Genomic DNA, 24268 nt, shown 5'->3' on the forward strand with positions numbered 1-24268 from the left:
TCTCCTATTCCGCGGCCTGAAGCGCGGTCGGGGCCGGGACGAAATCCTCCCGGAAATGCTTCAATGCGCTGAGCACAGGGTAAGGCGTGAAGCCGCCGAGCGCGCAGAGCGAGCCGAATTTCATGGTGTTGCAGAGGTCTTCGACGAGCGCGAGGTTTTCGGCTACTCGCTCGCCGCGCACGATTTTCTCGATGGTCTCGACGCCGCGGGTCGAGCCGATGCGGCAGGGCGTGCACTTGCCGCAGGATTCGATGGCACAGAATTCCATGGCGAAACGTGCCTGCTTGCGCATGTCGACGCTGTCGTCGAACACGACGATGCCGCCATGGCCGATCAGGCCGTCGCGGGCGGCAAATGCCTCGTAGTCGAACGGGGTGTCGAACAGGGCGCGGGGGAAGTAAGCGCCGAGCGGGCCGCCGACCTGCACAGCGCGAACCGGGCGGCCGGTGGACGTACCGCCGCCGATGTCGTCGACGAGCTCGCCCAGCGTCACGCCGAACGCCGTTTCGAACAATCCGCCCTGGCGGATGTTGCCGGCAAGCTGGATCGGCATGGTGCCGCGCGAGCGTCCCATGCCGAAATCGGCATAGGCCTTGGCGCCCTCGGCGAGGATGAAGGGGATGGCCGCGAACGACAGCACGTTGTTGATGACGGTCGGCTTGCCGAACAGGCCGTGATGCGCCGGCAGCGGCGGTTTTGCACGCACCAGGCCGCGGCGGCCTTCGAGGCTCTCCAGCAGCGAGGTCTCTTCGCCGCAAACGTACGCGCCGGCGCCGACGCGCACGTCCACATCGAAGCTGAAGGTCGAGCCGCCGATCTTGTCGCCGAGATAGCCGCCGCGCCTCGCCGCCACGATGGCGGCATTCATCGCCTCGACCGCATGCGGATATTCGCTGCGGATGTAGATGTAGCCCTTGGTGGCGCCGACGGTGATGCCGGCGGTCGTCATGCCTTCGATGACGAGGAAGGGATCGCCTTCCATGATCATGCGGTCGGCGAAGGTGCCGCTGTCGCCTTCGTCGGCGTTGCAGACGATGAACTTGCGGTCGGCCTTGGCTTGCGCGACCGTCTTCCACTTGATGCCGGTCGGGAAGCCGGCGCCACCGCGGCCGCGCAGGCCGGAGGCGGTGACTTCGGCGAGGATCGCATCCGAGCCGAGCGAGAGCGCGCGTTCCAGGCCCTTGTAGCCGCCGTGGGCGCGATAGTCCTCGAGCGAGCGCGGATCGATCACGCCGCAGCGGGCGAAGGTGAGGCGGGTCTGGCGCTTGAGCCAGGGAATTTCGTCTGCGACGCTGAGCCGCAGAGCGTGTGGTCCATCACTCGCCATCGACTCGAACACGGAGGCGACATCCTCGGAGCTCACCGGACCGTAAGCGACTCGCCCCTTTGGGGTCACCACCTCGACCATCGGCTCAAGCCAATGCAATCCGCGCGAGCCGGTCCTGACGATCTCGATCGGCAGGCCGCGCTTCGCTGCGATCTGCTCGAATGCTGCGACAACCTCATCGGCGCCGACGGCGACAGCGGTCGCATCGCGAGGGATAAAAATTTTCATCTTCATCGCTGCGCCTCCGCAACCAGTGCATCGAGGCGCTTTTCGTCGAGCCGGCCGACGAGGCGGCCGTCGAGCATCGCCGACGGTGCGGTTGAGCACAGCCCGAGGCAGTAGATCGGCTCCAGCGTGACGCGATCATCCGCAGTGGTGTTGCCGAGCGAAACGCCAAGCTTGGCTTCAGCGCGCGCAGCCAGCGCATCGCCGCCCGCGGCCTGGCAGGCCTCCGCGCGGCACAGCTTCAGCACATGGCGGCCGGCCGGCTTGTGGCGGAAATCATGGTAGAAGGTGAAGACGCCATGGACCTCGGCGCGCGAGAGGTTCAGTGCCTGCGCCACCATGGGAATCGCGGCCTCCGGCACATAGCCGAACGCCTCCTGGAGCGCGTGCAGAATCACGAGCGTCACGCCTTCCTGCTTGGCATGTTCGGCGATGATCTCGGCGCCGCGCGTCTCGTCCCAGGGCTCGTAAGAAGGCTCGTAAGAAGGCTCGTAAACCGCTGTCATTCTTCGTTCTCAAATTGAGCGTCCCTTCCGTGCAAACTATTTGGAATCGTTCGAAGATCAATAAAGCTGTCTCATGCTGCGATTGCGAATTCAGATCGATTTGGAAGCGCAATCGGTCGATACGAAGTGCTAATGAAACTTGTATCGGTTGCCGGTTTTTGCGTGTTGGTGCAGGCATGGCGTGATAGCTTGTATGCCAGTGCAGCGACCCAGGGGACGGACGGTTGATCGACAAGCTTGAACTGCTGCTGGCGCTGGCCAAGGAGCGGCATTTTGGACGGGCGGCAGAGGCCTGCGGCGTCACCCAGCCGACCATGTCGACCGGGCTGAAGCAGCTCGAGGAGATCCTTGGCGTGATGCTGGTGCAGCGGGGCTCGCGCTTCCAGGGCTTCACGCCCGAAGGCGAGCGGGCGTTAGATTGGGCGCGCCGCATCGTCGGCGATGCCCGCGCCATGCGGGAGGAGATCAACGGGCTGAAGCACAAGCTTTCCGGCGAGATTCGTATTGCGGCGATCCCGACCGTGCTCGGCATGGTGGCCTCATTGACCACGCCGTTCCGCGCCAAGCATCCCGAGGTCCGCTTCCGCATCCAGTCGACGACCTCGTCCGAGGTGCTTGGGCTGCTCGAAAATCTCGAGGTCGACGCCGGGCTGACCTATATCGAGAACGAGCCGATTGGGAAGGTGCGCACCATTCCGCTGTACAATGAGAGCTACCGCCTCCTGACCGCGCCGGATGCGATATTCGGCGACCGGGAGTCCGTGACCTGGACCGAGGTCGGCCAGGTGCCGTTGTGCCTGCTGACGCCCGACATGCAGAACCGCCGTATCATCGACCGCGCGCTGCGCTCGGTCGGTGCGGAGGCGACGCCGACACTGACGTCGAACTCGCTGCTGGTGCTGTACACGCACGTCAAGACGGGGCGCTGGGCGAGCGTGATGCCGGCCAAGCTCGCCGAAACGCTCGGCCTCTCCGACAAGGTCCGCTCGATCCCGATCACCGATCCCGAGGTCAATTACAGCATCGGCCTCGTGATCCCGCAGCGCGATCCGATGACGCCGCTGATCGCGGCGCTGGTCAATGTCGCGCGCGAGGTGGCGCCGACACTGCAGGCGTAAAGCCGACTGTGTTTCGGTTGAATCGATGCGAGCCCGAGAGCTCTGACACCTCTCCCGTAGGGAGAGGCACAGGCCGCCCATGGCGGCCGTTCTTAAGAACGCCGAAGCGAAGCTTCGGCTACGTCGCATCGAAGATGCGGTCCGGGTGAGGGGGCTGGTCTCACTGGGTGCCGCGGCCCCTCACCCGGATTGCTACGCAATCCGACCTCTCCCCGTCGGGGAGAGGTGATCCCGTACGCCGATAGGACCTGCCACCATCGTGCTTGAAGCTTTACGCAGCGACCGGTATTCCGGACGCCGCCTTGATGGCGTCGCGCGGCAGCGTCACGCGGACGACGGTGCCGACTTCGAGCCTGGAGCGCAGCCGCATCGAGCCGCCGTGGAGCTGCGCCAGCGAGCGGGCGATCGCGAGCCCGAGGCCGGAGCCGTGATAGGTCTTGGTGAGCTGGCTCTCGACCTGCTCGAACGGGCGTCCGAGCCGCGCCAGCGAGTGCGGCGCGATGCCGATGCCGGTGTCGGCGATCATCAGCACGATCCTGTCGTCGAACTGCCGGCTGCGCACCACGATGCGTCCGCCGTCGGGCGTGAACTTCACCGCGTTGGACAGCAGGTTGACGACGATCTGCTTGGTCGCGCGGCGGTCGGCGACGACGGAGATGGATTTCTCGATGTCGGCGTCCAGCGTCAGGTGCTTGTCCTGGGCCCGGCCGGAGACGACGCGCAGGGATTCCGCCAGCGTCCGCGACAGGTCGAGCTCTTCCATGTCGAGCTTCATCCGGCCGGCCTCGATCTTGGACATGTCGAGGATGTCGTTGATGACCTCGAGCAGATAATGGCCGCTGGTCAGGATGTCGTGGCAGTATTCCCGGTACTTCTCGCTGCCGAGCTCACCGAACATGCCCGAGCCCATGATCTCGGAGAAGCCGATGATCGCGTTGAGCGGCGTGCGCAGCTCGTGGCTCATATTGGCGAGGAATTTCGACTTGGTCTGGTTGGCTTCCTCGGCCCGGGTCTTCTCGCGCTGATATTTCTCGGCGAGGTCGGCGAGCTCGATGGTCTGGCGTTCCAGCGCCGCCTGCGAGCGTTTGAGGTCGATGACGGTGGCGCGCAGGCGCAGATCGTTGTCGACGAGCTTCTGCTCGTGCTCCTTGATGCGGGTGATGTCGGTGCCGACCGAGACGTAACCGCCGTCCTTGGTGCGGCGTTCGCTGATGTGCAGCCAGCTGCCGTCGTCGAGCTGGGCCTCGAAGGTGCGGGCGCCCGGGCCCTGGCTGGCCGTCTCGTTGTGGCGGGTGCGGATCTCCGGCATGCGGCCGACTTCCAGCACGGTCTCGTAGGAGGTGCCGGGGATCACGGCGGTGTCGGGCAGCTTGTGCAGGCGCTGGAAGTGCGAATTGCAGAGCACCAGGCGGTCGCTCGCGTCCCACAGCACGAAGGCTTCCGGAATGGTCTCGATCGCGTCGCGCAGGCGAAGGTCGGCTTCCACGGTGCGCTCGGCGAGGCTCTTCTGCTCGGTGATATCGACCGCGATCCCGATCAGGTGCATGCCGGAATCGTTGGCACCGCGGGTCCGCTCGCAGCGGACGCGGAGCCAGATCCAGTGGCCGTCGACGTGCTGCATGCGGAAGGTCTGGTCGATGTGGTCGATCTTCTCGGAGATGAGCTGGTCGGCGATCGCGAACAGGTCGATGTCGTCCGACTTCACCAGCGCATTGACCTCGCCGAAGGTGAGGAGCTCGTTGCGGCCGTCCAGGCCGAGCATCGAAAACATCGATTGCGACCAGAAGATCCGGCCGCGGGACAGGTCCCAGTCCCACAGACCGCAGCGGCCCCGGTTGAGCGCAGTGTCGATCCGGCCGCGCACGGCGTCGTTGATGAGGTCGCCTTCGCGGGCGCGGGTCGACTGCCAGTGGAAGGCGAAGCCGAGGATCAGGACGACGAAGCCGGTGGTGGCCGACAGCGTCACCGAAAGGGCCGCGTCCGAACCCCAGATCGGCTCGTTGCGCTCCTGGATCACGGTGACGAGGCCTGGCAGCGACTTGATCGGCCGCGAGGTCGCCATCGCGGCGTTGCCGTTCGGCAGCGTCATGCTGGAGACGTCATTGTCGCGCGGCGGCGCGGCGAGCAGCTGCGCGGTGGTGATCGCATCGAGCAGGCGGTCGTTGCCTGAGGGATCGCTGTCGATCGGAATGCGGGAGAGGATGCGGCGGTCGATTCCGGCCGAGGTGACGACGACGTGGCGGCCCGAGACTCTGGCCCGGGACGGGATCATGTCGGGCAGCAGCGTCGACAGGTTCTCGATGTTCTTCAGCCGCTCCTGCCGAACCGAGGTGACGCGGTCGATGCGCTCGGCGAGCAGCTCGGCGAGGAATGAGATGTCGTTCTGGATCACCAGGCGCTTCTGACGCGTCTGGTCGACGACCTGGACGAACGCGCCGAGGCAGATCGTGATGAGGAAGGCAATGATAAGCGTCGGCACGGCGCGACGCAGCGCCGGCTCCGCGATCAGGAGCCGATGATAGGCAGGTTTCGCGATCGATTGCGCCAATCCTTTGATCGAATCGGATTGGACGCACGCGTTCGCGGCGTCTGCGCGCGCCATGCCTTCGGCCCCCTGAAAACCAGCTTGCAACACTGTTCGAAAGCAGCCCCACGTCGCTTTCGAATCACAGCGATTTGAATCCAGTTTGCGCAGGCTGTCGAGAGTCAACGAAACGTTAACGCGAAATAATTCTTATCCCATGCAGAGTTTGCGCGCTTTGACTCCGCAAACTCACGTGCGTCATGAGTCCGAAACGGGAACGTGTGACTCCTCGCACATTCCGCGTCACGCGCGCGGCGGTTCGGCGTGACTGATGACGCGCTTCACGCTCGGGAACGCGCGGCGCAGCCGGCGCTCGATCGCATCGACTTGCTCGTGCACCTTGATCACGCTCATCGACGGCATGGCGCGGCAATGAAAGTTGACGATCTCGCCGCCCTCGCTGTCGCGGACGCGCACATTATGGATGTCGTGGATCTCGCCGCCGGCGGCGTATTCGGTGAGCGCGGCGGCGATGGTATGCACCCGTTCCGGCGCGGCATCGACGCCGAACGGCAGTTCCGGTTCCAGCGGCTCGATATGGACGTCGACCTCGACGTCCGCGCCGAACTCCTCCTGGATGCTGCGCTCCAGCGTGTTGGCGACGTCATGGGCGGCCTCGAGCGGCATCTCGGCATCGACTTCGAGGTCGATGCCGACGATCAGCTTGGCGCCGAGATCGTGCACCGTGACATGGTGGACGGCGAGGCCCGAATTATGCGCGATCACCATGATGCGGTCGCGCACGGTCTCGTTGTCGCGGACGACCGGCACTGCGGTGAAGGTGAGATCGGCATCGCCGAAGCTCTTGGAGACGGCGGCTTGCGCGTTGCGCTTGATCTCCTCGACGCGGTCGATCGGATAGGTCCTGGGCACGTTGACGATGCTGTCGATGAAGGTGGTCGCCCCGACCATGCGCACGCGCAGGCGCTCGACGTCGATCACGCCGGGGACGCCTCGGATCGCGGCGGTGGCCTTCTCCAGTGCGCCCTCAGGCGCGCGGTCGACCAGCGTCTGCACCGTGGAGCTTGCCATCCGCAGGCCGAGCGCCGCGATCATGACCGCCACGACCGCGGCTGCGGCCGCGTCACCCCACCAGAAGCCGAAGGCTGCGAGAATCAGGCCCACGATCACGGCACACGAGCCCATCACGTCTGATGCAAAGTGCAGCGCGTCGGCGGCGAGCGCCGCGCTCCTGGTTTCCCGGGCGGCGCGGTGCAGTGCGCGGGCCCGCCAGAGGTTGACGACGATGTCGACCACCAGCACCACGAACGGCACAGCCGAGATCGTCGGCGGCGGGGCCCCCTCGCGAAGGTGGCTATAGGACTGGACCAGGATGCCGCCGGCGAGCACATAGAGCAGCGCCGTGACGCCGAGCGCGGAGATGCTCTCGAGCTTGCCGTGGCCATAATGGTGCTCGTGGTCGGCAGGCTTGTCGGAGATCCGCACCACCGCCCAGGTGATGATGGTTGCGACCAGGTCGATCGAGGAGTGCAGCGCTTCGGAGATCAGCGCCAGCGACCCGATCGCGATGCCGACCACGAATTTGGCCGCCGCCATGCCGCCGCTGGCCAGGATCGAGATTGCCGCGACCGATGTCTTGTCGTGTTGTCCGCTCATGGCCGGGGATTTAGCAGGGCGGCGGTGAACATCAAGCGACGATCCACAGAAGTAGTCGCTAGTGAGTTGCAGGAGCGATCTGCCTCTTGCTCCAGCTCGTAGGGTGGGCAAAGGCGCGGTAGCGCCGTGCCCACCATTCTTCCGCGATTGCCGACGCATGGTGGGCACGCTTGCGCTTTGCCCACCCTACGAGACCGAGACTGGAACGACGGCTACGGTACCGTCACCACGATCTTCCCGAGATGCTTGTTCGCCTCCATGTGCTCGAACGCCTTGTCGATGTCGTCGAAGGCGTAGACCTTGTCGATCGGCAATTGCAGCCTGCGCGCCTCGACCGCGCCCCAGATGTCCTTCCTGACCTCGTCGAAGATCGCGCGGACCTCCTCGATGGTCCGGGTGCGGAAGGTGACGCCGATATAGGAAATGCGGCGGGCGGCATGCAGGTCGAAGTTGAAGTCGGCATGGGTGCCGCCGAGCCGGCCGACATTGACGATGCGGCCCAGGACTTTCGTCGCGGCAAGGTTCTGGTTGGCGACCTGGCCGGAGACCTGGTCGACGATGAGGTCGACGCCTTCGCCGTTCGTCGCCTTCAGCACCTCGTCGACCCATTTGGGATCGGAGGAGTCGACCGCGAGGTTGGCGCCGTAGTCCTTCAGCCGGCCGCGGCGATAGGCATCGGTCGAGGAGCCGATCACCATCTTGGCGCCCTTAAGCCTGGCGATCTGCATCGCCATCAGGCCGACGCCGGAGCTGGCGCCCTGGATCAGCACGGCTTGCCCGGGCTGCACGCCGCCGACGGTGACGACGGCGTTGTGCATGGTCGCGAGTGCGACGGGGAGGGTGGCGGCCTCCTCGAAATTCATGTTCGAGGGCGCGCGGAACAGCCGGCCGTGGTCGGTAAGTGTGTACTCCGCGAACGCCGCGCCGCCCGAGCCCATGATGCGATCGCCGACCTTGACGCCCGTCGCATCCGGTCCGAGCTCGGCGACTTCGCCGGCCCATTCCATGCCGAGCACGGTGCCGGCGCCGCCAGCCGCGCCATGGGCGTGACCCCTGCGCATGCCGGTGTCGGCACGATTGAGTCCGCAGGCGCGGACACGAACCAGCACCTGCGTGCCCTCAGGCTTTGGTTGAGCGACGTCGGAAATCTTAGCGCCGTCAGGGCCGTAGACATAAGCCTTCATGAATTGCTTTCGCTTCTTGCAGTGATTATTCCGCCGCTTGCACGCTTGGTTGAGCGATCATGCCTTCGAGCCGGCTGCGAATGATCGCCTCGGCTTCGCGCACGATGCGGGAGATCAGCTCGCCGCAGCTCGGGATATCCTGGATCAGGCCCTGCACCTGGCCGGCCGACCAGATGCCTTCATCCGAATTGCCTGTGGCATAGACCATCTTGCCGCGGGCGCCGGCGACGAGCTCGCGGATGTCCTCGAACTTGGCGCCTTCCTTTTCCATGGCGACGACCTTGGTCGAGATCTCGTTCCTGGCGACGCGCGAGGTGTTGTGCATGGTGCGGAAGATCAGCTCGGTCTCGCGCTCGTCATTGGCGACGATCTTCTCCTTGATGAGCTGATGGATCGGGCTCTCCTTGGTCGCCATGAAGCGGGTGCCCATGTTGATGCCCTCGGCGCCCAGCGCCAGGGCGGCCACGAGGCCGCGGGCGTCGGCAAAGCCGCCGGAGGCGATCATCGGAATCTTGACCTTGTTGGCGGCGGCCGGGATCAGGATCAGGCCGGGGGTGTCGTCCTCGCCGGGGTGGCCGGCACATTCGAACCCGTCGATCGAGATGGCGTCGACGCCCATGCGCTCGGCCGAGAGGGCGTGGCGGACGCTGGTGCATTTGTGCACGACCTTGATGCCGTGCTTCCTGAACTCGTCGACATGTTCCTGCGGCTTGTTGCCGGCGGTCTCGACCACGGTGATGCCGGCTTCGATGATGGCGGCGCGGTATTCGGCATAGGGCGGCGGCTTGATCGCTGGCAGGATGGTGAGGTTGACGCCAAACGGCCTGTCGGTGAGGTCGCGGCAGCGCGCGATCTCCCTGGTCAGGTCCTCCGGCGTCGGCTGGGTCAGCGCCGTGATGAAGCCAAGCGCGCCGGCGTTGGCAACGGCCGCGACCAGCTCGGCGCGGCCGACCCATTGCATGCCGCCCTGGACGATCGGGTGCTCGACGCCGACGAGCCTGGTGAACCGTGTCTGCAACATCTCTGTTTCCCCCGCCTGCGTGGCAGGCTCTGTTATCGTTTGATGGCGGGAGGATGCCGCCGGGGTCGGCAAAAGTCTATCAGCGGGGCGCGCGGTGAGGGCGGGGCGTCATGCGGGCGGTGCGGGCGATTCCGTGGGGCGGATAATTGGGCGCGGGGCCCTACGAGAGCGACCGCCGGGCTGCTGAAACAACGTTTGAGCCCGGCTGCTTCAACATCGTCATTGCGAGCGCAGCGAAGCAATCCAGACTGTCGCCGTGGCGGGATTCTGGATTGCTTCGCTGCGCTCGCAATGACGGCGTGGTTTGGAGCGAAAGGCTACTCCGCCGACAGCCGCACCATCTGGCGGCCGCCGTTCAAGTCTTTCAGGCTGTTGACGAAGTTTTCCGGGCGCTGCCAGCGATAGGGGACCTTCAGTCCCATGTACTCGGCGATGTCGCCGATGAAGCCGGTACAGTTGGTGGTCTCGGCATTCCAGACCGGCGAGCTTGCCTGCAGCTTCTTGATGTAGGCGAAGACGCGCTTGGCGTCGGCCTCGTTCAGATAGACGCGATAGCTCGCGGTCAGATAGTCCGGATCGAGATCGCCGTAGCTCGCGCCGGTCTCGGATGGCACCCAGGTGAGGTGACCGAGCACGTAACTCCAGGTGTCGCCCTTGGGCGTGAGGCCCGCGACGTCGACGGCGCGCTCGCTGGTCTTGCCGTACCAGACGAAGGCGTGGCCCCAGCTCGCCGCCGTCCGCGCGCGGAAGTCGACGTAGTACGGACCTTTCTCCGCACGCACGACGGGGCGCTGCGTTGATTGCGGCGACTGTCGCGGTGAGGAGCCGGTCGTAGCAAGCGCATTTGCATCGGCCATGCGCTTGCTCGCTTCGTGGGCCGAGGCCGAGGACATCATGCATGCGATCATGGTCGCAAGCGCGAGCCCTGCAAGGATGCAGGATCCCGATCGATCAGGTCTATTTTTCACGATGTGCCCCTCGACTGTCGGCGCTTACGCAAATTCCGTGCGTCGTCCGCTAACGCCTCAGTAGCGCGCCGCAACCGGGCCGGGCGCCTTGCCGATCGGGGCCTTGCCAATCGGGCTCTTACCAATCGGCATCTTGCCGATCGGGGCCTGCTCCGCCGGATAGACCGGAACGGGCTGGCGGCGCGGCAGATCCGCAGCGTTCGCAGCCGTCACCAGAGCAAGCGTCGCACCCAGAGTAATTACAATCTTCTTCACAGTCACACCCCTAGCAGGTTTGGTCCAAACACGGCTGAGCCGTGCCCCCAGACACGTCTCACAGAAGGGCGGCCGAATGCGACCACAGTGCGGCACCTCGGCGACATGTTGGCGGCATTGATCGGGCGCGCGGAGATGTGATGGTGTGTCGAAATGTTTCCGGGCGGTGCGCGTTCCTCAGTCCGTAGGATGGGTTTCGCTGCGCTCTACCCATCCTACGCAGCACCTCACCCGATCCGGTTCAGGCTGTTCCGGATGGTTGAGAAGATGCCGCCGATGTCCTTGCGCAAGCCATCGAGCGCGTTGAAATTCTCGAAGATGCGGGCGAGGCGGTCTTCGACCTCGCGCTTGCTCTTCGTCAGCGCATCGACACGCGAGGTGAGGGTGACATCGCTGTTGGCCTCGATCTCGCCAATGGTTTTGGCCAGGAGATCGCGGGTGGAGCTGACCTCGGTGATCATGGCCTCGATGCCGAATACCGGCGCCTTCAGCGGAACGAGGTCGGATTGTGATTTCGACAGCTCCGCCTTGAAGGCGTTCAGCGTGGCCAGCGTCTCCTGCAAGGCGCCGAGGCGCTGGCGCGACTGAAGGACGAAATCGTTTAGCGCGTTCTGGCGGTCGACGAGCGACTTGCCGTCGGGATCGGTCTCGACGTCGGCGAGCGAGCGTTCGAGCTGGGCCTGGCGCTGGCCGAGCTCCTCGAAATCGAGCCGGATGGCTTTGAGGATGTTGGCGCTGTCGTCGATACGGGCCAGGCGTTGCTCGATCTCGATCTTGTTCTTCGACAACGTCTCGACGCGCGCGCTGAGCGGGGCCTCGCCGCCGGTCTCGAGCTCGTCGACGCTCTTGGCGAGACGGTCATGGCTGAGGCTGAGCTCGCTGATCAGGGCGTTGATGCCGGCATCCGATGAGCGCAGCGGCACCAGCTCGGCGTGGGATTTCGCCAGATCTTCCTTGTACTGGTTGAGCGCCGAGTACGTATCCTGCACCGCGTTGACCCGGCCCAGCAGCGTCGACACGTCGCGGGCGATGTCCTTCAGCCGGTCGGCGAGATTGTTCTTGCGGTCGTCTGTTTCGAGGTCGAGCAGCGAGCGTTCGAGCTGGTTCTGGCGGTCGCGGATCTCGGTGAAAACAGGCTCGACCGCGCGGCGCTGATCGGCGACCTTGCCGACCATCTCGCGCAGCCCCTGCTGGCGGCGGCGGATCTCGGCGAGCTGGTCGTGCATGTCGGTGGACTGGTTGCGGCCCTGCTGGAGTAGCGCGCGCTGCTCGGTCTCGCCCAGCTTGTCGTGCAGTGCGGAGACGGCCTCCCTGGGATCGCTCTCGATCAGGTGCTGGACGGTGGTGTCGAGGTGATTTTGCAGGGCGTGGGCGACGACGACGTCTTCCCGGGTTTTCTTGAGGCGGTCGCGGAGCTTGTTGAGGCGCCGGTCCTGGCGCGAGAGCCGCCAGGCCGAGGCGCCGATCAGCGCCAGGCCGACCACCAAAATCGCGCCGATAGCGATGCGCTGCGGCATCGGCTGACCCGCAAACAGGGCGGGCAAATGGGCGATGTCGTAACCGAACGCCTGCGGGGCGAGAAACGCGATGGCGGCGAGCAGGACAGACCAGGCAACCAGGAAAAACAGCCACATCGTGACGTCCTCACGCCGGCACACATTTTCGCCATGATTGCTATTGGAGAGCGGAACCGAGATCAAGAGGCGGGCGGGTTGCCGGACGTTTGTGGGGGGCGCAATCCACGGCTGGTTGCGTCAGCCGGGTGGTGGAGGCGGTGTGGGGTTGGTTTTTCCGAAATTGGGGCCTCAGCTGTCATTCCGGGGCGGCGCGAAAGAGCCGAACCCGGAATGATGGAGAGAGCTACAGCCGAAACTCGTTGGTCAACTCGCCGATGCCGTCGATCGCCACCGTCACAATATTCACCGGGTCCTTCATGACGCCGACGCCGACCGATGTGCCGACTGCGATGAGGTCGCCGGGGAGCAGGGTCATGTCGTGCGAGATCTTGCTGACGAGCACTTGCGCGCTGAAGATCATGTCCGCGATCGGATAGTTCTGCCGCTCCGCGCCGTTGAGGATGGTGCGGACGGCGAGCTTTGCCGGATCGAGGCCGGTCGCGATGACGGGGCCGAACGGGCCGTAATCGTCGATGCCCTTGGCGCGGGCCCATTGCGGGAAGGTGGGATCGCTGGTCAGGATGTCGTTGGCGGTGATGTCGTTGACGCAGGTATAGCCGAAGATGAAGCTGTCCGCTTCGGCCGGCGACACGCGGGCGCAGGTCTTGCCGATGACGATGCCGAGTTCGCCCTCATAGGTCGTCTTGCCGTCGTAATAGGAGGGGCGGCGGATCACGGCGCCCGGCGTCGTGATGGTGGTGGTGGCCTTCAGAAGATAGAGCGGCTCCGGCGGCTCGGGCTGATTCAGTTTCGCCGCGAGCGCGTGAAAATTGTTCCAGAGCGCGACGATCTTGCTGGGCGCGCAGGGCGCGAGCAGCTCGACCTCCGACAGCGCCAGCGTCTCGCCGGTGGCTGCATGGCGGCCGAACATCTCGCCCTCGTGGACGCTGATGCCTGATGCGGTCAGCGTGCCGAAGCCGGTGGTGCCGGCGTGGCGGAAGCGGAGCCACTGTTTCATCTCGCCCGCCATCACGCCACCGCCAGTGCGCGAGGATCTGATGGCGAGGAGACGCCGTCATAGAGGCCGGCGACGCGGGCGCGCTGGGTCACCATCGCCAGCACCGAGTCCAGCGCCGGGGTAGGGATCTTGGTCAGGCGGCCCATCTCCTGCACCACGGTGACGAGCGGGTCGATCTCCATCGGACGGCCGCGCTCGAGATCCTGCAGCATCGAGGTCTTGTGTGCGCCGACCTTGCGGGCGCCCTCGATGCGGCGCTCGACGTCGACGCGGAATTTGACGCCGAAGGTTTCGGCGATCGCTTGCGTCTCAATCATGATCGCGCGCGACAGCGCCCGCGTGGACGGATCGGTGCAGATCACGTCGAGCGTTGCATGGGTCAGCGCGCTGATCGGGTTGAAGCAGACATTGCCCCAGAGCTTGAGCCAGATCTCGTCGCGGATGCGATCGAGCACGGGTGCCTTCAGGCCGGCCGCGACGAAGAGATCGGCGAGGCGCTGCACGTCCGACGTGATCTCGCCGGAGGGCTCGCCGAGCGGAAAATTGTTGCCGTAGACGTGGCGGATCACGCCGGGCGCCTCGATCTCGGTGGCGGGATAGACGATGCAGCCGATCGCGCGTTCGGCGCCCAGCTCGCGCCATTGCCGCCCGCCGGGATCGATGCTCTCCAAGGTCGAGTTCTCGTAATCGCCGCCGTGCTTGTGGAAGTACCAATAGGGGATGCCGTTGACCGCGGTGACGAGGCGGGTGTGCGGCCCGAGCAAAGGTTGCATCTTCGCGATCACGCCGGTGATCGAATGCGCCTTCAGCGTGACGATGACGTAGTCCTGCACGCCGAGCTCGGCCGCGTTGTCGGTGCAGCGGGGATGGACGGTGTGCCTCTCCTCGCCGGCGAGCAGCGTCAGGCCGTGCTCGCGCATCGCGGCCAGATGCGCGCCGCGCGCGACCAGGCTGACATCGGCGCCTGCGCGCGCCAGCTGCACGCCGAGATATCCGCCGATCGCGCCGGCGCCGTAGATGCAGATCTTCATGAAATCCTCGCAGGGGTACCGGAATTTTGGGACGAAAGATCCGGTCCGGCTCGGATGTCTCCGAGCCGGGGCCGGTAGTCGCAGGGGAAGAGCGACGCTTTAGGCGGCTGCTTGCGGCGCGCCGTTGAGTGCTTCGTCAATCGCAGCCGCGATATCGCGCATGCTGATGACGGAGACGAGGCTGTAATCGTCGATCACGGGCAGATGCCGGATGTGATTGCGGTTCATCAGATGCCTGACGTGCTCGATCGTATCTGAGGAGGTGCAGGAGACGAGCTGCTGCACCGACACGAGCTGCGAGACCTTGACGTTGACGGCGTTGGCGCCGTGCTCGGCGACCGCGCGCACCACGTCGCGCTCGGTGAACATGCCGACCGCGGTGTTGCCTTCGGAGCGGACCACGTCCTTCACCACCAGCGCGCTGATGTTGTTGGCTCGCATCAGCTTGGCGGCGATACCCACTGTTTCGTTCATCCGCACCGTGACAACGCGCGGCGTCTTCTTGCGCAGAATGTCTCCGACCAGCATTGCAACCTCCCTAGGTGAATGATGGATCGAGTGTGGTATACGTAATGCCAAACGTCAAGCGTTCGATTTGGTTGATCCGAAAATTCTTGCGGCAGGAGCGCTGACGTTTGTCCGAAGAAAAAGGGGCGCATCGCTGCGCCCCTTCTGACCGTGGTGAAGGCGTGTGGCGGCTCAGGCCGTCTCGGTCTTTGCACTGGTCTTGGCACTCGCGGTCGCGGTGTTGGCGACCTCGGCTTCCTTGCCCAGGATGAAGGAGCGGCGCAGCGGCTTGATCACGAACAGCGCCATCAGCGCCGCCGTTGCGTTCAAGGCCACCGCCACCACGAACACGGCCTTCCAGCCATAGGCGGTCGAGATCACGCTTGCGAGCGGGACAAGCAGGGAGGCGGTGCCCTTCGCGGTGTAGAGCATGCCGTTGTTGGTGGTCGCGAACTTCGAGCCGAAGGTGTCGCCGCAGGTGGCGGGGAACAGCGAGTAGATCTCGCCGAACACGCCGAAATAGACCGCGGTCGCAAGCACGAACACGATCGGGATGTGTCCATACGCCGACAACGTCAGCAGCATCAGCGCGGCGGTGCCGAAGGCGATGAACATGGTGTTCTCGCGGCCGATCGTGTCGGAGACAAAGCCGAAGAGGGGACGGCCGAAGCCGTCGAAGATGCGGTCGAGCGAGATTGCGAAGGTCAGCGCTGCCATCTGGAAGCCGACCAAGGTCACCGGCGTGTCGGCGATCTTGAAGTCGTGCGCGATCGGCGCGATCTGCGCTGCGGTCATCAGGCCGCCGGAAGCGACCATGACGAAGACGAGGTACATCACCCAGAAAATAGGGGCGCGCAGCACCTGCGGCGGCGTGAAGTCGATCCTGGTCTGCGGCAAATTGAGCTGCTTCTTCCTCGGGGGGATCGAGATCCGCGGCGGCTGGATGAAGAAGGCGAGCACGAACACGATCACGCCCTGGCCGATGCCGAAGGTGAGAAATGCGTGCTGATAGCCGCTCGCTACGATCATGGTCGCGATCGGCACCACGGTGAGCGCTGCGCCCGCGCCGAAGCCGGCGGCCGTTGCGCCGGCGGCGAGGCCGCGGCGATCGGGAAACCATTTCAGCGCGTTGCCGACGCAGGTGCCGTACACCGCGCCCGCGCCCATGCCGCCGATGACGGCTGCCGTATAGAGCAGGGGAAGGCTATCGGCATAGGAGTTGAGCACCCAGGACAGTGCGATCATCACGCCGCCGAACATGACGACGATGCGCGGGCCGTATTTGTCGACGAACCACGCCTCGATCGGCACCAGCCAGGTCTCGGTGACGACGAAGATGGTGAAGGCGAGCTGGATCGCGGCGCGACCCCAATGGTGTTCGTGATCGATCGGATCGACGAACAAGGTCCAGCCATATTGCAGGTTTGCGATCATCGCCATGCAGACGATGCCCATGGCGAGCTGGAGCCAACGGAAACCGGTTCGTAGGGGCGCAGCGGTGACGGCGCCGTCCGTGCTGGACATCATCAACAACCTCCCAAGCGCCTGTCTGGTCGCAGCACTGCCGCCCATATGACGGAGTGTCGCAAATATTGTGGCTTATCGTCGCAAGCGCGGCCGGGAGCTTGGTATACCATATTCCAGAAAGCAAGTCCTATCTTGCCGCCCCGCTCAAGAAAAGTGCAGGGTTCCTTCGGGTTTCCGGCATCAAAGTATATTCGGTCAAAACGAAAACGCCCGGCCGTGAGGCCGGGCGCATCCGTGAGATGGTTGTGAACGAGGCGGGTCAGACGCTCGATTGCGCGACCACGACCTTGCGCCAGGGCTTGAGCACCAGGAGTGCCAGCAACGAGGCCAGGATGTTGGCGCCGGCCGCGAGGATGAACACGTTGTCCCAATGGCCGGAGGTCTGCTGCACATAGTTCGCGAGCGGCACCAGCAATGCGGCGGTGCCCTTGGCGGTGTAGAGCAGGCCGGCATTGGTGGTCGCGAACTTCGCGCCGAACGTGTCGGTGCAGGTCGAGGGGAACAGCGAGTAGATCTCGCCCCAGGCAAAGAACACCAAGCCCGACAGGATCACGAACCGGATCGGATCCTGGCCCCAGAGATGGAGCATCCAGATGCCAAAACCTTCCATGCCGAAGGCGATGAACATGGTGTTCTCGCGGCCGATCATGTCGGAGATCCAGCCGAAGAACGGACGCGTCAGGCCGTTGAGCACGCGGTCGATGGTCGCTGCGAACGTCACCGCGGTCATGGTCATGCCGATCAGCGTGACCGGCACGGCGTCGACCTTCCAGTCGACCGCGATCGGCTTCAAATTCGCCGTCACCATCAGGCCGCCGGCGCCGACGATCACGAACATGAAGTACATCAACCAGAAGATCGGTTGACGCAAAACTTCGGTCGGCTGGTAGTTGCGCCGCGTCTGCGCGAGTGCAGTGTTCGCCACCACGCTCGGCACCTGGCCCGGCTTCGGCGCCAGCAGGAAAAAGGCGAGAATGCAGATGATAATGCCTTGCCCGAGGCCGAAATAGAGGAAGGTGGTCTGGAAGCCGCTATCCTTGATCATGGCCTGGATCGGCGCAACGGTGAGCGCGGAGCCTGCACCGAAGCCGGCGGCCGTGATGCCCGCGGCAAGACCGCGCTTGTCGGGAAACCATTTCAGCGCATTGCCGACGCAGGTGCCGTAGACGCCGCCCGCGCCGATGCCCGCGACGATCATGCCGAGATAATAGCCGTTGAGCGTGGTGGCCTGCGCGTTGATCGCCCAGCCGATCGCGCAGAGCACGCCGCCGACGAGCACAACGATGCGCGGACCATATTTATCGACAAACCATCCTTCGACCGGCACGAGCCAGGTCTCGAATAAAACAAACAGAGTAAAGGCCCACTGGATCGAGGCGCGATCCCAACCGAATTTCTTCTGGATATCCGGGACGAAGAACGTCCAGCCGTATTGATAATTGGCGATCATCACCATGGCCGCTACGCCGATCGCCAGTTGCGTCCAGCGATATGTGTCGCTGACGCGCGCAGCGGTGGGAGCCGTTGTTGTCTGCACCATCTCCGTCATGAATCCTCCAATGAGCGCTTCTTTTTTTTGAGCGCGCGTTGGCAGCATTCTTGTATTCATTATGCCAAGCTACAAGTGCACGCCGGCCCATTGTGCGCTTATGACGCAACCTCGTTTGCGAGGCTGCGCCAATGTGCCGATTCCCAAATAGAAATGGCCCCGCGGAGCAGGGCCATTCTTCAAAAGTAGGAGTCCGGTGGTTTTACAACCGCCGCGACAATTCGACGCGCCGGCTTTCGCCCACGCCCTTACAGGCCGAAGCGGGGCAGATCGCCGTTGCGGTTGGATATCTCGGCGCTCGCCATCAGGAAGCGGTCGACGGCAGCCATGAAGCGGGCGAACAGCGAGGCGGAGGGCGCGAGCGCGACAGAAGCGGTCTTGGACATCGGAATTCCCTTTTCTTGAGACAGTCAGCATCGCTGTCTCGTTTCGAGGAGCAATTTATGTATACCAGATGCCAACGTCTATGCATGCCGCTGCATAGCAGCATTCCAGTTACCGCATTGCAGCATAATGTTTCCTTGAAACCGGCCGTTTGGGGTCAAAAACCCGCCGTTTCGCGCTCAAAGGCGTGGCAAACAGGCCCCGGGCCATTTCGGATCGGCCTTTGAGCCCTGCTCTTGGCACCGCAGTGCAAAACGGCTAGAGGTTCGCCCCCTTCCAAGCATCTCGCAGAGTGGTTCATGTCGAGCGCCTCGCCCGCCGTCTCGATCGGCATCGATTTTGGGACCAGCAACACCGTCGTCGCGCTTGCGGTGGACGATCGCCGGGTCGAGGCCATTCGCTTCGATCACGGCGGACAACGCCACAGCACCTACGTCTCGGCCCTGTGCTTCTGGGAGGACCGGCCGGGCGCCGGTGCCCAGGCCGAAGGCGGTCCGTGGGCGATCGAGCAGTTTCTCGAGGGACGCCACGTCTACCGCTTCCTGCAGTCGTTCAAGACCTTTGCGGCGAGCTCGAACTTCAACACCACGCAGGTGTTCCGGCAGCGCTTCAAGTTCGAGGATATTCTGGCGGCGTTCCTGCGGACGCTGGCGCGCCATGGCGGCGACAAGTTCGGCTTCGAGGCGGCCAACATCACGGTCGGCCGGCCCGTGCGCTTTGCCGGCGGCAATCCCGACGACGATCTGGCCATGCAGCGCTATCGCGCCGCGTTCGAGCGCCTTGGCGCCGGCCACGCGCGCTATGTCTATGAGCCCGTGGGCGCGGCGTTCTCCTTCGCCCGACGGCTGGAGCGCGATGCCACCGTGCTGGTTGCGGATTTCGGCGGCGGCACCAGCGATTTCTCGGTGATGCGCTTCTCGCGCGCGGGCGGCGTCTTGCGCGCCGAGCCGCTCGGCCATGCCGGCATCGGGATTGCGGGCGACACGTTCGATTATCGCATCGTCGATCACGTCGTCTCGCCGCGGCTCGGCAAAGGATCGAGCTTCCGCTCGTTCGACAAGGTGCTGCCGATCCCGAACAGCCACTATACCAACCTCGCGCGCTGGCATCAGCTCGCGCTGATGAAGAGCAACGGCGATCTGCGCGAGCTGCGGGAGCTTGCCCGCACCGCGCTGCAGCCGGCGCTGCTCGAGGATTTCATCACCATCGTCGATCTCGATCTCGGCTTCTCGCTGTACCGCGCGGTGTCGGACGCCAAGGTCGCGCTGTCGGCCAAGGACGAGGTGGACTTCCGCTTTAGGGGCGGCGGTGTCGAGATCGGCTCGACCATCACACGGAAAAACTTCGACGCCTGGATTGCCGACGACATCGCCCGGCTGGGCGCCACGGTCGACAAGGTGCTGGGCGAAGCCGGCATCACCGCGCGCGAGGTGGAGAAGGTGTTCTTGACCGGCGGCACCTCGTTCGTGCCGGCGGTGCGAAAACTGTTCGCAGACCGGTTCGGCAACGAGCGGCTGATGTCGGGCGACCAGTTCGAGTCGATCGCCTACGGCCTCGCGCTGATCGGACACAGTTCCGAGCCGAACCGTTGGACCGCTGACGGCGGGCTCCAGTCGGAGGCAGGCGTATAGTGGCCGCAATGCTTCCGCGCCATACGGCTCCGGGAGATCGATCATCACGGTGGACGCAACGATCGAGTAGCGTGGCGGGCAAATCCATGCTGTCGTGCTGGCCGGTCTGAAATCCGGATAGAGTTTACGAGATGCGCACACCTTGTTGGATGATCCTGGCGGGCGCGACGATCCTCGGAGTCGTCCCGGCCACGGCTCAACGCTACGATCCGCGTTACCCGGTCTGCCTTCAATCGTGGCACCAGCGGGGCCTCATCATCGTCGACTGCAGCTATACTTCGATGGATCAGTGCCGGATGACGGCTTCGGGACTCGCGGCCATGTGCCTGGAGAACCCATATTGGCGGGGATCGCCTGGCCACAATACCCGACGACGGCAAGGCGGCGCTCCTCACCATGAGGATTGAGATCTCGACGCGGAGCAAGACCTCATCCTGAGGAGCCCGCCAAAGCGGGCGTCTCGAAGGGTGGGCCGCAAGGAAGTTGCCCACCCAAGCCATTCCACTCTGCGGCTTACTGCGTGATCTCCGGCTCCACGAGCCGCGCCAAATTGCGCAGCGATTCCTGCCAGCCGAGATAGCAGGCCTCCGGCGGGATCGCGTCCGGTATGCCGGCCTGCGTGATATCGAGCTCGGTGCCGACAAGGACTTTCTTCAGCGTCACCGTCACCTCGATCTCGCCGGGCAGGTTCGGATCGTCGAACTTGGCGTCCGTTGCGCAGGACAGTTTGGGCTTTCGCCATCGCGCTTCTTTGTCTTGGCTCATTTGCCAAGGCGGCAGGCATTCAGCTTCTCCAATCCGATCCGGCGCTGTCAGGCGCGATCTGGTACCCGTGCGCGGCGGAGCCGACGCAGGTGGCGCTGGGCAGTCTTGCGGTCGCCGCCGACTACGACCTGAAGGGCGTGAAGGATTGTCCTGTCACGAGCGCAGAACTACCGCTCATCATCTTCTCGCACGGCCGAGGCGGATTTTTCGGCCAGCATCACGACACGGCGGAGGCGCTGGCTGACGCGGGCTTCATCGTCGCGGCGATCAATCACCCCGGCGATAGCTATGGCGACTCTTCGCGGCGTGACACGCTCTCCGTCTGGGGATCGCGCCCGGCGGACGTGGTGAGCCTGCTCGATTTCATGCTGAAGAACTGGAAGGACAGGGCGGTGATCGATCCTGCCAAAGTCGGCTTCTTCGGTTTCTCGCTCGGAGGTGCTACCGGCTTCGTGCTGATGGGCGTCAAGCCGGACTTCGCGCGGATCGCCAGCTTCTGCAAGGAGACGACCGGCGCGTGCGCAGAGCTGCACAATGGCGATACGCCGCCTGCGCCGATACAGGATGCCCGTATCCGCGCCGTTGTGATCGTCGATCCCGCACCGGGCGTTCTGACGCGGGAGAACCTCGCCGTCGTCAAGGTGCCGTTCCAGTTCTGGCGGTCGCAGTTCGGGGGCCCCGGCGTCGGCGACGGCTCGGGCACCGCGCGGGTCGCGGAGGGGCTACTCGGCAAACCCGAGATTCATGTCGTGCCGGCCGGTCATTTCGCCTTCCTCGCACCTTGCTCGGCCGCGCTCGCGGCAGCCATCCCGCGCATCTGCACCGATACGCCGGCAGGATTCGACAGGGCAGGCTTTCACCGCGAATTCAACGCGGCGGTCGTGAAGTACTTTCATGAGCAGCTTGCGGGCGGAGAACAGTGAGCGCTCAGCTGAGATCGATGCGGCGCGAGGCGCGGTCGATGGAGACCTTGCCGGCGCCTTCGACAAGTGGCGCCTTCAGCAGCGCAATCTTCCGGTCAAGCTGCCACACCTCGACATTGCCGCGCAGCGCGAACCGCTCCGCACGGACGAGTGCGGCGGCATCGGAGGTCGCCTCGAAGGCCTCGGCGGATTGGAAGACGCCGTTCGCTCCGACGAGATAGGCGCGATACTGCAGCGTCATGTCGGCGCCCTCAGACCTGGGGAGCTGAGCCATGCGTCGATCTGGATGGCCGTCTCATCCTGCTGTGCCCTGCGCATCAAATTCTCGCGGCGCTGACCGGGAGGAAGCGAGCGGGCCTCGTCGCGCAGGCGTCCGATGTCGTCAGTCAGCCGTTGCCTGAGAGTTTGGGTTGGCTTGCTAATGTGACGCCGTTCCATGGGGCTGTTCCCTTCCTGGAATGGGCGGGAGCGCAATCGGCGTTCTCATCACCGATGGATGCCACGAGCCGGGCGGTGATGCCGAACCCTATCATGAATCTGCGCGATGTATGTCCAGAAGGATACGTTATTTACCGGGAACCCCTGATAACGCCGGCGTCGTTGCACCAGAACCTTGCGCGGGGCGCTTCGCATCCTCTCCAGGGCGTTTCTTCGGCTTGACCACGATCAGTCCCTCACGAATGGCCTGCTTCCGCGCCAGCTTCCTCATGCGCCGCACCGCGTCGGATTTCCGTCGCGCCGCCTGCTCCGACGGTTTCTCGTAGAAGCGTGCGCGCCGCATCTCCTTGAAGACGCCTTCGCGCTGCATCCTTCGCTTCAAGATGCGCAAGGCCTGATCGATATTGTTATCGCGGACAAAAACCTGCACCGGCGGCTCCCTTTGTTGAGGCTGCCTTGGTCGACCAGGACTGCGCGACAGCCGCGTGCGCAGGGATGATTTGGATCGGATAGGGTCGCGCGAGTGCGTTTATCGATGTGACGCGACCCGACAACGGATGTCAAACAGGGTTCGGGAAGGCTCGTCCGCCCTTGCGCTGGGACGACCTCAAGGTTGAGTCCTCAAACCCGCAAAGGTTCCGAGGATGCCCCGGGCGCCATTAAATCCGGCTGAAGCCTTGCTAATGTCGGTGGTGAGGTATACCTTAAAGCTGTTCGTTCAGCCGCTGTGCCTTGTTGAATGCGCCCGCGGGCTCCTTTTCCATCGACATCGACGAATTGAATCGGTGCTGCGTGAGCGTCACGCGGAATGCGCGTTTGTGCGCTTTGGAGAAGAGAAATGGCAACAGGTACAGTGAAGTGGTTTAATGGTCAGAAGGGCTTCGGATTCATTCAGCCCGACGACGGCGGCAACGATGTGTTCGTTCACATCAGCGCGGTCGAGCGGGCAGGTCTTGCAGGTCTCGCCGAGGGCCAGAAGGTCAATTTCGAGGCCAAGACCGACAAGATGCGGGGCAAGGTCAGCGCTGAGAATCTCTCGCTGGCTTAAGTCCTTCGGTGCCGTTTCACGGATGTACTGAAACGGCCATGCGACCCGCTCGATCCCTGGATTGAGCGGGTTTTGTCCGTTGCAGAACAGGGTGAAGGATGAGCGCCAAGAAATCGGCAGAACCAACACCCGAAGGCATCGCGCGTTTGAGCCGTCAGCGCCTCGCCGCTGAAGAAGGAGCGCGGGCAATGGCAGATGCCGAAAAGCAGTCCATCGACATTCGCAAGAACATGGTGAGGCTCCGCGAGCTGCGCCAGGCCAAGGAAGCGGCTGACGCCACGCATCGCGCGGCGCTGCCGGCGCCCGCGCCGAAGAAGCGTGCGAGGAAACTGCCGCAATAGGCGAGCTCGACGCTGCCGACGAAAATCTGGAGAGGGGCCGGTCACATGCCTGAGAGTGCGGATCGTGCCGAGAGTTAAGCCGGACGGCGGCGGCACAATCACCTTTTTTCTCGCGCTCGGCGCCGGCCGACAGATGTGCCGGCTTGCGACCAATTTTCAGACCCAGAAACAGGCTTTCAGCTATCTCCAGAAGTACCGGACGGAGTTCGAGCGCATCGCGCGGGCGCGTCTGGCATCAGGGGAGCTTGAAGACGGGATCGTCGTGCTGTCGATGCTCTAGCGGCCCTCTGGTTCGCGAGAGTCAGGCCTCTTCGTCCACAGAGAATGCTCGTCCGTCCCTGATGTCGAAGTAATAATATCTCACCAGCATTGCCTCACTCGCGGTGAGTTCGCTCTCTGGCCTCTCGGGCCAGTCGCTCTGCCTTCAGGCGCTCACGGTTTTCTTGAAGGGATTGTTGCGTCTTCGCGTAGTCGCTCATCTCCTTCTTGGTTTCGACCGGCTTGAATGCCCTGTTGGCGTCGCGCAGGGCCCTGGACGCGGGGGGATCTCTCATCATTTTTGACCTCGATGTGGCTGGACGGGTGCGACTTCAAAAGGCGCGGGATCAGGCGTTTCCCGCTGACGGTCGGTGGTGATCGACGCTGTCGTCGGCGGCCGTCCGCGATTGCGCAGACCCACCGGTGC

24 protein-coding genes and 1 pseudogene are annotated in these 24268 nt (G+C 64.3%); 7 read left to right on the top strand and 18 right to left on the bottom strand.

Annotated features, from left to right (window positions below):
- Positions 1–4: 4 nt before the first annotated feature.
- A complete protein-coding gene (locus tag ACP2YP_RS14545) occupies positions 5–1561 on the bottom strand; it encodes a formate dehydrogenase beta subunit (protein WP_426424909.1) in 1557 nt (518 codons plus the stop codon).
- Positions 1558–2058 (bottom strand): formate dehydrogenase subunit gamma, encoded by a 501-nt coding sequence (locus ACP2YP_RS14550; RefSeq protein WP_426424910.1) that lies wholly within the window; start codon positions 2056–2058, stop codon positions 1558–1560. The genes ACP2YP_RS14545 and ACP2YP_RS14550 overlap by 4 nt, the downstream gene beginning before the upstream one ends.
- A 224-nt stretch (positions 2059–2282) precedes the next feature.
- Here ACP2YP_RS14550 and ACP2YP_RS14555 point away from each other — a divergent pair, with 224 nt between their 5' ends.
- Positions 2283–3176 carry a LysR family transcriptional regulator gene (locus ACP2YP_RS14555; protein ID WP_426424911.1) on the top strand — a complete coding sequence of 298 codons (894 nt, stop codon included), beginning with the start codon at positions 2283–2285 and terminating at the stop codon, positions 3174–3176.
- 271 nt (positions 3177–3447) lie between these two features.
- On the opposite strand, the gene ACP2YP_RS14560 is transcribed toward ACP2YP_RS14555, so the two are convergent.
- The 13 genes from ACP2YP_RS14560 to ACP2YP_RS14620 all read right to left on the bottom strand — a co-directional run bounded on the left by ACP2YP_RS14560 (position 3448) and on the right by ACP2YP_RS14620 (position 18439).
- On the bottom strand, positions 3448–5778 hold the full coding sequence (locus ACP2YP_RS14560) for a PAS domain-containing sensor histidine kinase (protein ID WP_426424912.1): 2331 nt from the start codon (positions 5776–5778) through the stop codon (positions 3448–3450).
- 225 nt (positions 5779–6003) lie between these two features.
- Positions 6004–7377: a cation-efflux pump gene (locus ACP2YP_RS14565; RefSeq protein WP_426424914.1), complete on the bottom strand. Its 1374-nt coding sequence runs from the start codon at positions 7375–7377 to the stop codon at positions 6004–6006.
- 212 nt (positions 7378–7589) lie between these two features.
- Positions 7590–8561, bottom strand: a complete 972-nt coding sequence (locus ACP2YP_RS14570) for a quinone oxidoreductase family protein (protein WP_426424915.1) — start codon at positions 8559–8561, stop codon at positions 7590–7592.
- Between the two features lie 25 nt (positions 8562–8586).
- Positions 8587–9582 (bottom strand): NAD(P)H-dependent flavin oxidoreductase, encoded by a 996-nt coding sequence (locus ACP2YP_RS14575; protein WP_426424916.1) that lies wholly within the window; start codon positions 9580–9582, stop codon positions 8587–8589.
- A gap of 317 nt (positions 9583–9899) precedes the next feature.
- Positions 9900–10550 carry a hypothetical protein gene (locus ACP2YP_RS14580; protein ID WP_426424918.1) on the bottom strand — a complete coding sequence of 217 codons (651 nt, stop codon included), beginning with the start codon at positions 10548–10550 and terminating at the stop codon, positions 9900–9902.
- Positions 10551–10607: 57 nt separating this feature from the next.
- Positions 10608–10805 carry a hypothetical protein gene (locus ACP2YP_RS14585; RefSeq protein WP_426424919.1) on the bottom strand — a complete coding sequence of 66 codons (198 nt, stop codon included), beginning with the start codon at positions 10803–10805 and terminating at the stop codon, positions 10608–10610.
- A gap of 227 nt (positions 10806–11032) precedes the next feature.
- Positions 11033–12439: a hypothetical protein gene (locus ACP2YP_RS14590; RefSeq protein ID WP_426424921.1), complete on the bottom strand. Its 1407-nt coding sequence runs from the start codon at positions 12437–12439 to the stop codon at positions 11033–11035.
- Between the two features lie 226 nt (positions 12440–12665).
- The gene (locus tag ACP2YP_RS14595; RefSeq protein ID WP_426424922.1) at positions 12666–13439 is read right to left on the bottom strand and encodes a fumarylacetoacetate hydrolase family protein; all 774 of its coding nucleotides are present in this window, start codon (positions 13437–13439) and stop codon (positions 12666–12668) included.
- Between the two features lie 11 nt (positions 13440–13450).
- Positions 13451–14470, bottom strand: a complete 1020-nt coding sequence (locus ACP2YP_RS14600; RefSeq protein ID WP_426424924.1) for a 2-dehydropantoate 2-reductase — start codon at positions 14468–14470, stop codon at positions 13451–13453.
- A gap of 99 nt (positions 14471–14569) precedes the next feature.
- Positions 14570–14998 (bottom strand): CBS domain-containing protein, encoded by a 429-nt coding sequence (locus tag ACP2YP_RS14605; protein WP_426424925.1) that lies wholly within the window; start codon positions 14996–14998, stop codon positions 14570–14572.
- 171 nt (positions 14999–15169) lie between these two features.
- Positions 15170–16504: an oxalate/formate MFS antiporter gene (gene oxlT / locus ACP2YP_RS14610; protein WP_426424927.1), complete on the bottom strand. Its 1335-nt coding sequence runs from the start codon at positions 16502–16504 to the stop codon at positions 15170–15172.
- Between the two features lie 259 nt (positions 16505–16763).
- On the bottom strand, positions 16764–18053 hold the full coding sequence (oxlT, locus tag ACP2YP_RS14615) for an oxalate/formate MFS antiporter (RefSeq protein WP_426424929.1): 1290 nt from the start codon (positions 18051–18053) through the stop codon (positions 16764–16766).
- 248 nt (positions 18054–18301) lie between these two features.
- Positions 18302–18439, bottom strand: coding sequence for a hypothetical protein (locus ACP2YP_RS14620; protein ID WP_334537300.1), 138 nt, complete (start codon positions 18437–18439; stop codon positions 18302–18304).
- A 297-nt stretch (positions 18440–18736) separates the two neighbouring features.
- On the opposite strand from ACP2YP_RS14620, the gene ACP2YP_RS14625 reads away from it, so the two are divergent.
- Both ACP2YP_RS14625 and ACP2YP_RS14630 read left to right on the top strand, forming a co-directional pair.
- Complete coding sequence (locus ACP2YP_RS14625) at positions 18737–20068, top strand: Hsp70 family protein (RefSeq protein WP_426424931.1); 1332 nt, start codon at positions 18737–18739, stop codon at positions 20066–20068.
- Positions 20069–20217: 149 nt separating this feature from the next.
- The gene (locus ACP2YP_RS14630) at positions 20218–20475 is read left to right on the top strand and encodes a DUF3551 domain-containing protein (RefSeq protein WP_426424933.1); all 258 of its coding nucleotides are present in this window, start codon (positions 20218–20220) and stop codon (positions 20473–20475) included.
- 106 nt (positions 20476–20581) lie between these two features.
- On the opposite strand, the pseudogene ACP2YP_RS14635 reads toward ACP2YP_RS14630, so the two are convergent.
- Positions 20582–20773: pseudogene (locus ACP2YP_RS14635) on the bottom strand (SRPBCC domain-containing protein); the annotation flags it as partial.
- A gap of 149 nt (positions 20774–20922) precedes the next feature.
- Here ACP2YP_RS14635 and ACP2YP_RS14640 point away from each other — a divergent pair.
- Positions 20923–21756, top strand: a complete 834-nt coding sequence (locus tag ACP2YP_RS14640; RefSeq protein WP_426424934.1) for an alpha/beta hydrolase family protein — start codon at positions 20923–20925, stop codon at positions 21754–21756.
- A gap of 4 nt (positions 21757–21760) precedes the next feature.
- On the opposite strand, the gene ACP2YP_RS14645 is transcribed toward ACP2YP_RS14640, so the two are convergent.
- Positions 21761–22030 carry a hypothetical protein gene (locus tag ACP2YP_RS14645; RefSeq protein ID WP_426424936.1) on the bottom strand — a complete coding sequence of 90 codons (270 nt, stop codon included), beginning with the start codon at positions 22028–22030 and terminating at the stop codon, positions 21761–21763.
- Between the two features lie 291 nt (positions 22031–22321).
- Positions 22322–22624, bottom strand: a complete 303-nt coding sequence (gene rpsU / locus ACP2YP_RS14650) for a 30S ribosomal protein S21 (protein WP_426424938.1) — start codon at positions 22622–22624, stop codon at positions 22322–22324.
- A gap of 408 nt (positions 22625–23032) precedes the next feature.
- Here rpsU and ACP2YP_RS14655 point away from each other — a divergent pair, with 408 nt between their 5' ends.
- The 3 genes from ACP2YP_RS14655 (at position 23033) to ACP2YP_RS14665 (ending at position 23863) form a co-directional block, all read left to right on the top strand.
- Positions 23033–23242, top strand: coding sequence for a cold-shock protein (locus tag ACP2YP_RS14655; protein WP_200468778.1), 210 nt, complete (start codon positions 23033–23035; stop codon positions 23240–23242).
- Positions 23243–23340: 98 nt separating this feature from the next.
- Positions 23341–23583: a transcriptional regulator gene (locus tag ACP2YP_RS14660; protein WP_426424939.1), complete on the top strand. Its 243-nt coding sequence runs from the start codon at positions 23341–23343 to the stop codon at positions 23581–23583.
- A 55-nt stretch (positions 23584–23638) separates the two neighbouring features.
- Entirely contained in the window at positions 23639–23863 is a 225-nt protein-coding gene (locus ACP2YP_RS14665; protein WP_426424940.1) for a hypothetical protein, read from the top strand.
- The last annotated feature ends 405 nt before the right edge of the window (positions 23864–24268 follow it).

The organism is Bradyrhizobium genosp. A (assembly GCF_049949275.1).
Classification (GTDB): Bacteria; Pseudomonadota; Alphaproteobacteria; order Rhizobiales; family Xanthobacteraceae; genus Bradyrhizobium.

Bases quoted from the DNA above. Each gene is read 5' to 3' on its own strand.
- oxlT (WP_426424929.1), bottom strand. From the start codon at position 18,053: ATGACGGAGATGGTGCAGACAACAACGGCTCCCACCGCTGCGCGCGTC.
- ACP2YP_RS14545 (WP_426424909.1), bottom strand. From the start codon at position 1,561: ATGAAGATGAAAATTTTTATCCCTCGCGATGCGACCGCTGTCGCCGTC.
- ACP2YP_RS14625 (WP_426424931.1), top strand. From the start codon at position 18,737: ATGTCGAGCGCCTCGCCCGCCGTCTCGATCGGCATCGATTTTGGGACC.
- ACP2YP_RS14565 (WP_426424914.1), bottom strand. From the start codon at position 7,377: ATGAGCGGACAACACGACAAGACATCGGTCGCGGCAATCTCGATCCTG.
- ACP2YP_RS14620 (WP_334537300.1), bottom strand. From the start codon at position 18,439: ATGTCCAAGACCGCTTCTGTCGCGCTCGCGCCCTCCGCCTCGCTGTTC.
- oxlT (WP_426424927.1), bottom strand. From the start codon at position 16,504: ATGATGTCCAGCACGGACGGCGCCGTCACCGCTGCGCCCCTACGAACC.
- ACP2YP_RS14655 (WP_200468778.1), top strand. From the start codon at position 23,033: ATGGCAACAGGTACAGTGAAGTGGTTTAATGGTCAGAAGGGCTTCGGA.
- ACP2YP_RS14590 (WP_426424921.1), bottom strand. From the start codon at position 12,439: ATGTGGCTGTTTTTCCTGGTTGCCTGGTCTGTCCTGCTCGCCGCCATC.
- ACP2YP_RS14595 (WP_426424922.1), bottom strand. From the start codon at position 13,439: ATGAAACAGTGGCTCCGCTTCCGCCACGCCGGCACCACCGGCTTCGGC.
- ACP2YP_RS14570 (WP_426424915.1), bottom strand. From the start codon at position 8,561: ATGAAGGCTTATGTCTACGGCCCTGACGGCGCTAAGATTTCCGACGTC.
- ACP2YP_RS14605 (WP_426424925.1), bottom strand. From the start codon at position 14,998: ATGCTGGTCGGAGACATTCTGCGCAAGAAGACGCCGCGCGTTGTCACG.
- ACP2YP_RS14645 (WP_426424936.1), bottom strand. From the start codon at position 22,030: ATGGCTCAGCTCCCCAGGTCTGAGGGCGCCGACATGACGCTGCAGTAT.
- ACP2YP_RS14630 (WP_426424933.1), top strand. From the start codon at position 20,218: ATGATCCTGGCGGGCGCGACGATCCTCGGAGTCGTCCCGGCCACGGCT.
- ACP2YP_RS14560 (WP_426424912.1), bottom strand. From the start codon at position 5,778: ATGGCGCGCGCAGACGCCGCGAACGCGTGCGTCCAATCCGATTCGATC.
- ACP2YP_RS14575 (WP_426424916.1), bottom strand. From the start codon at position 9,582: ATGTTGCAGACACGGTTCACCAGGCTCGTCGGCGTCGAGCACCCGATC.
- ACP2YP_RS14660 (WP_426424939.1), top strand. From the start codon at position 23,341: ATGAGCGCCAAGAAATCGGCAGAACCAACACCCGAAGGCATCGCGCGT.
- ACP2YP_RS14550 (WP_426424910.1), bottom strand. From the start codon at position 2,058: ATGACAGCGGTTTACGAGCCTTCTTACGAGCCTTCTTACGAGCCCTGG.
- ACP2YP_RS14600 (WP_426424924.1), bottom strand. From the start codon at position 14,470: ATGAAGATCTGCATCTACGGCGCCGGCGCGATCGGCGGATATCTCGGC.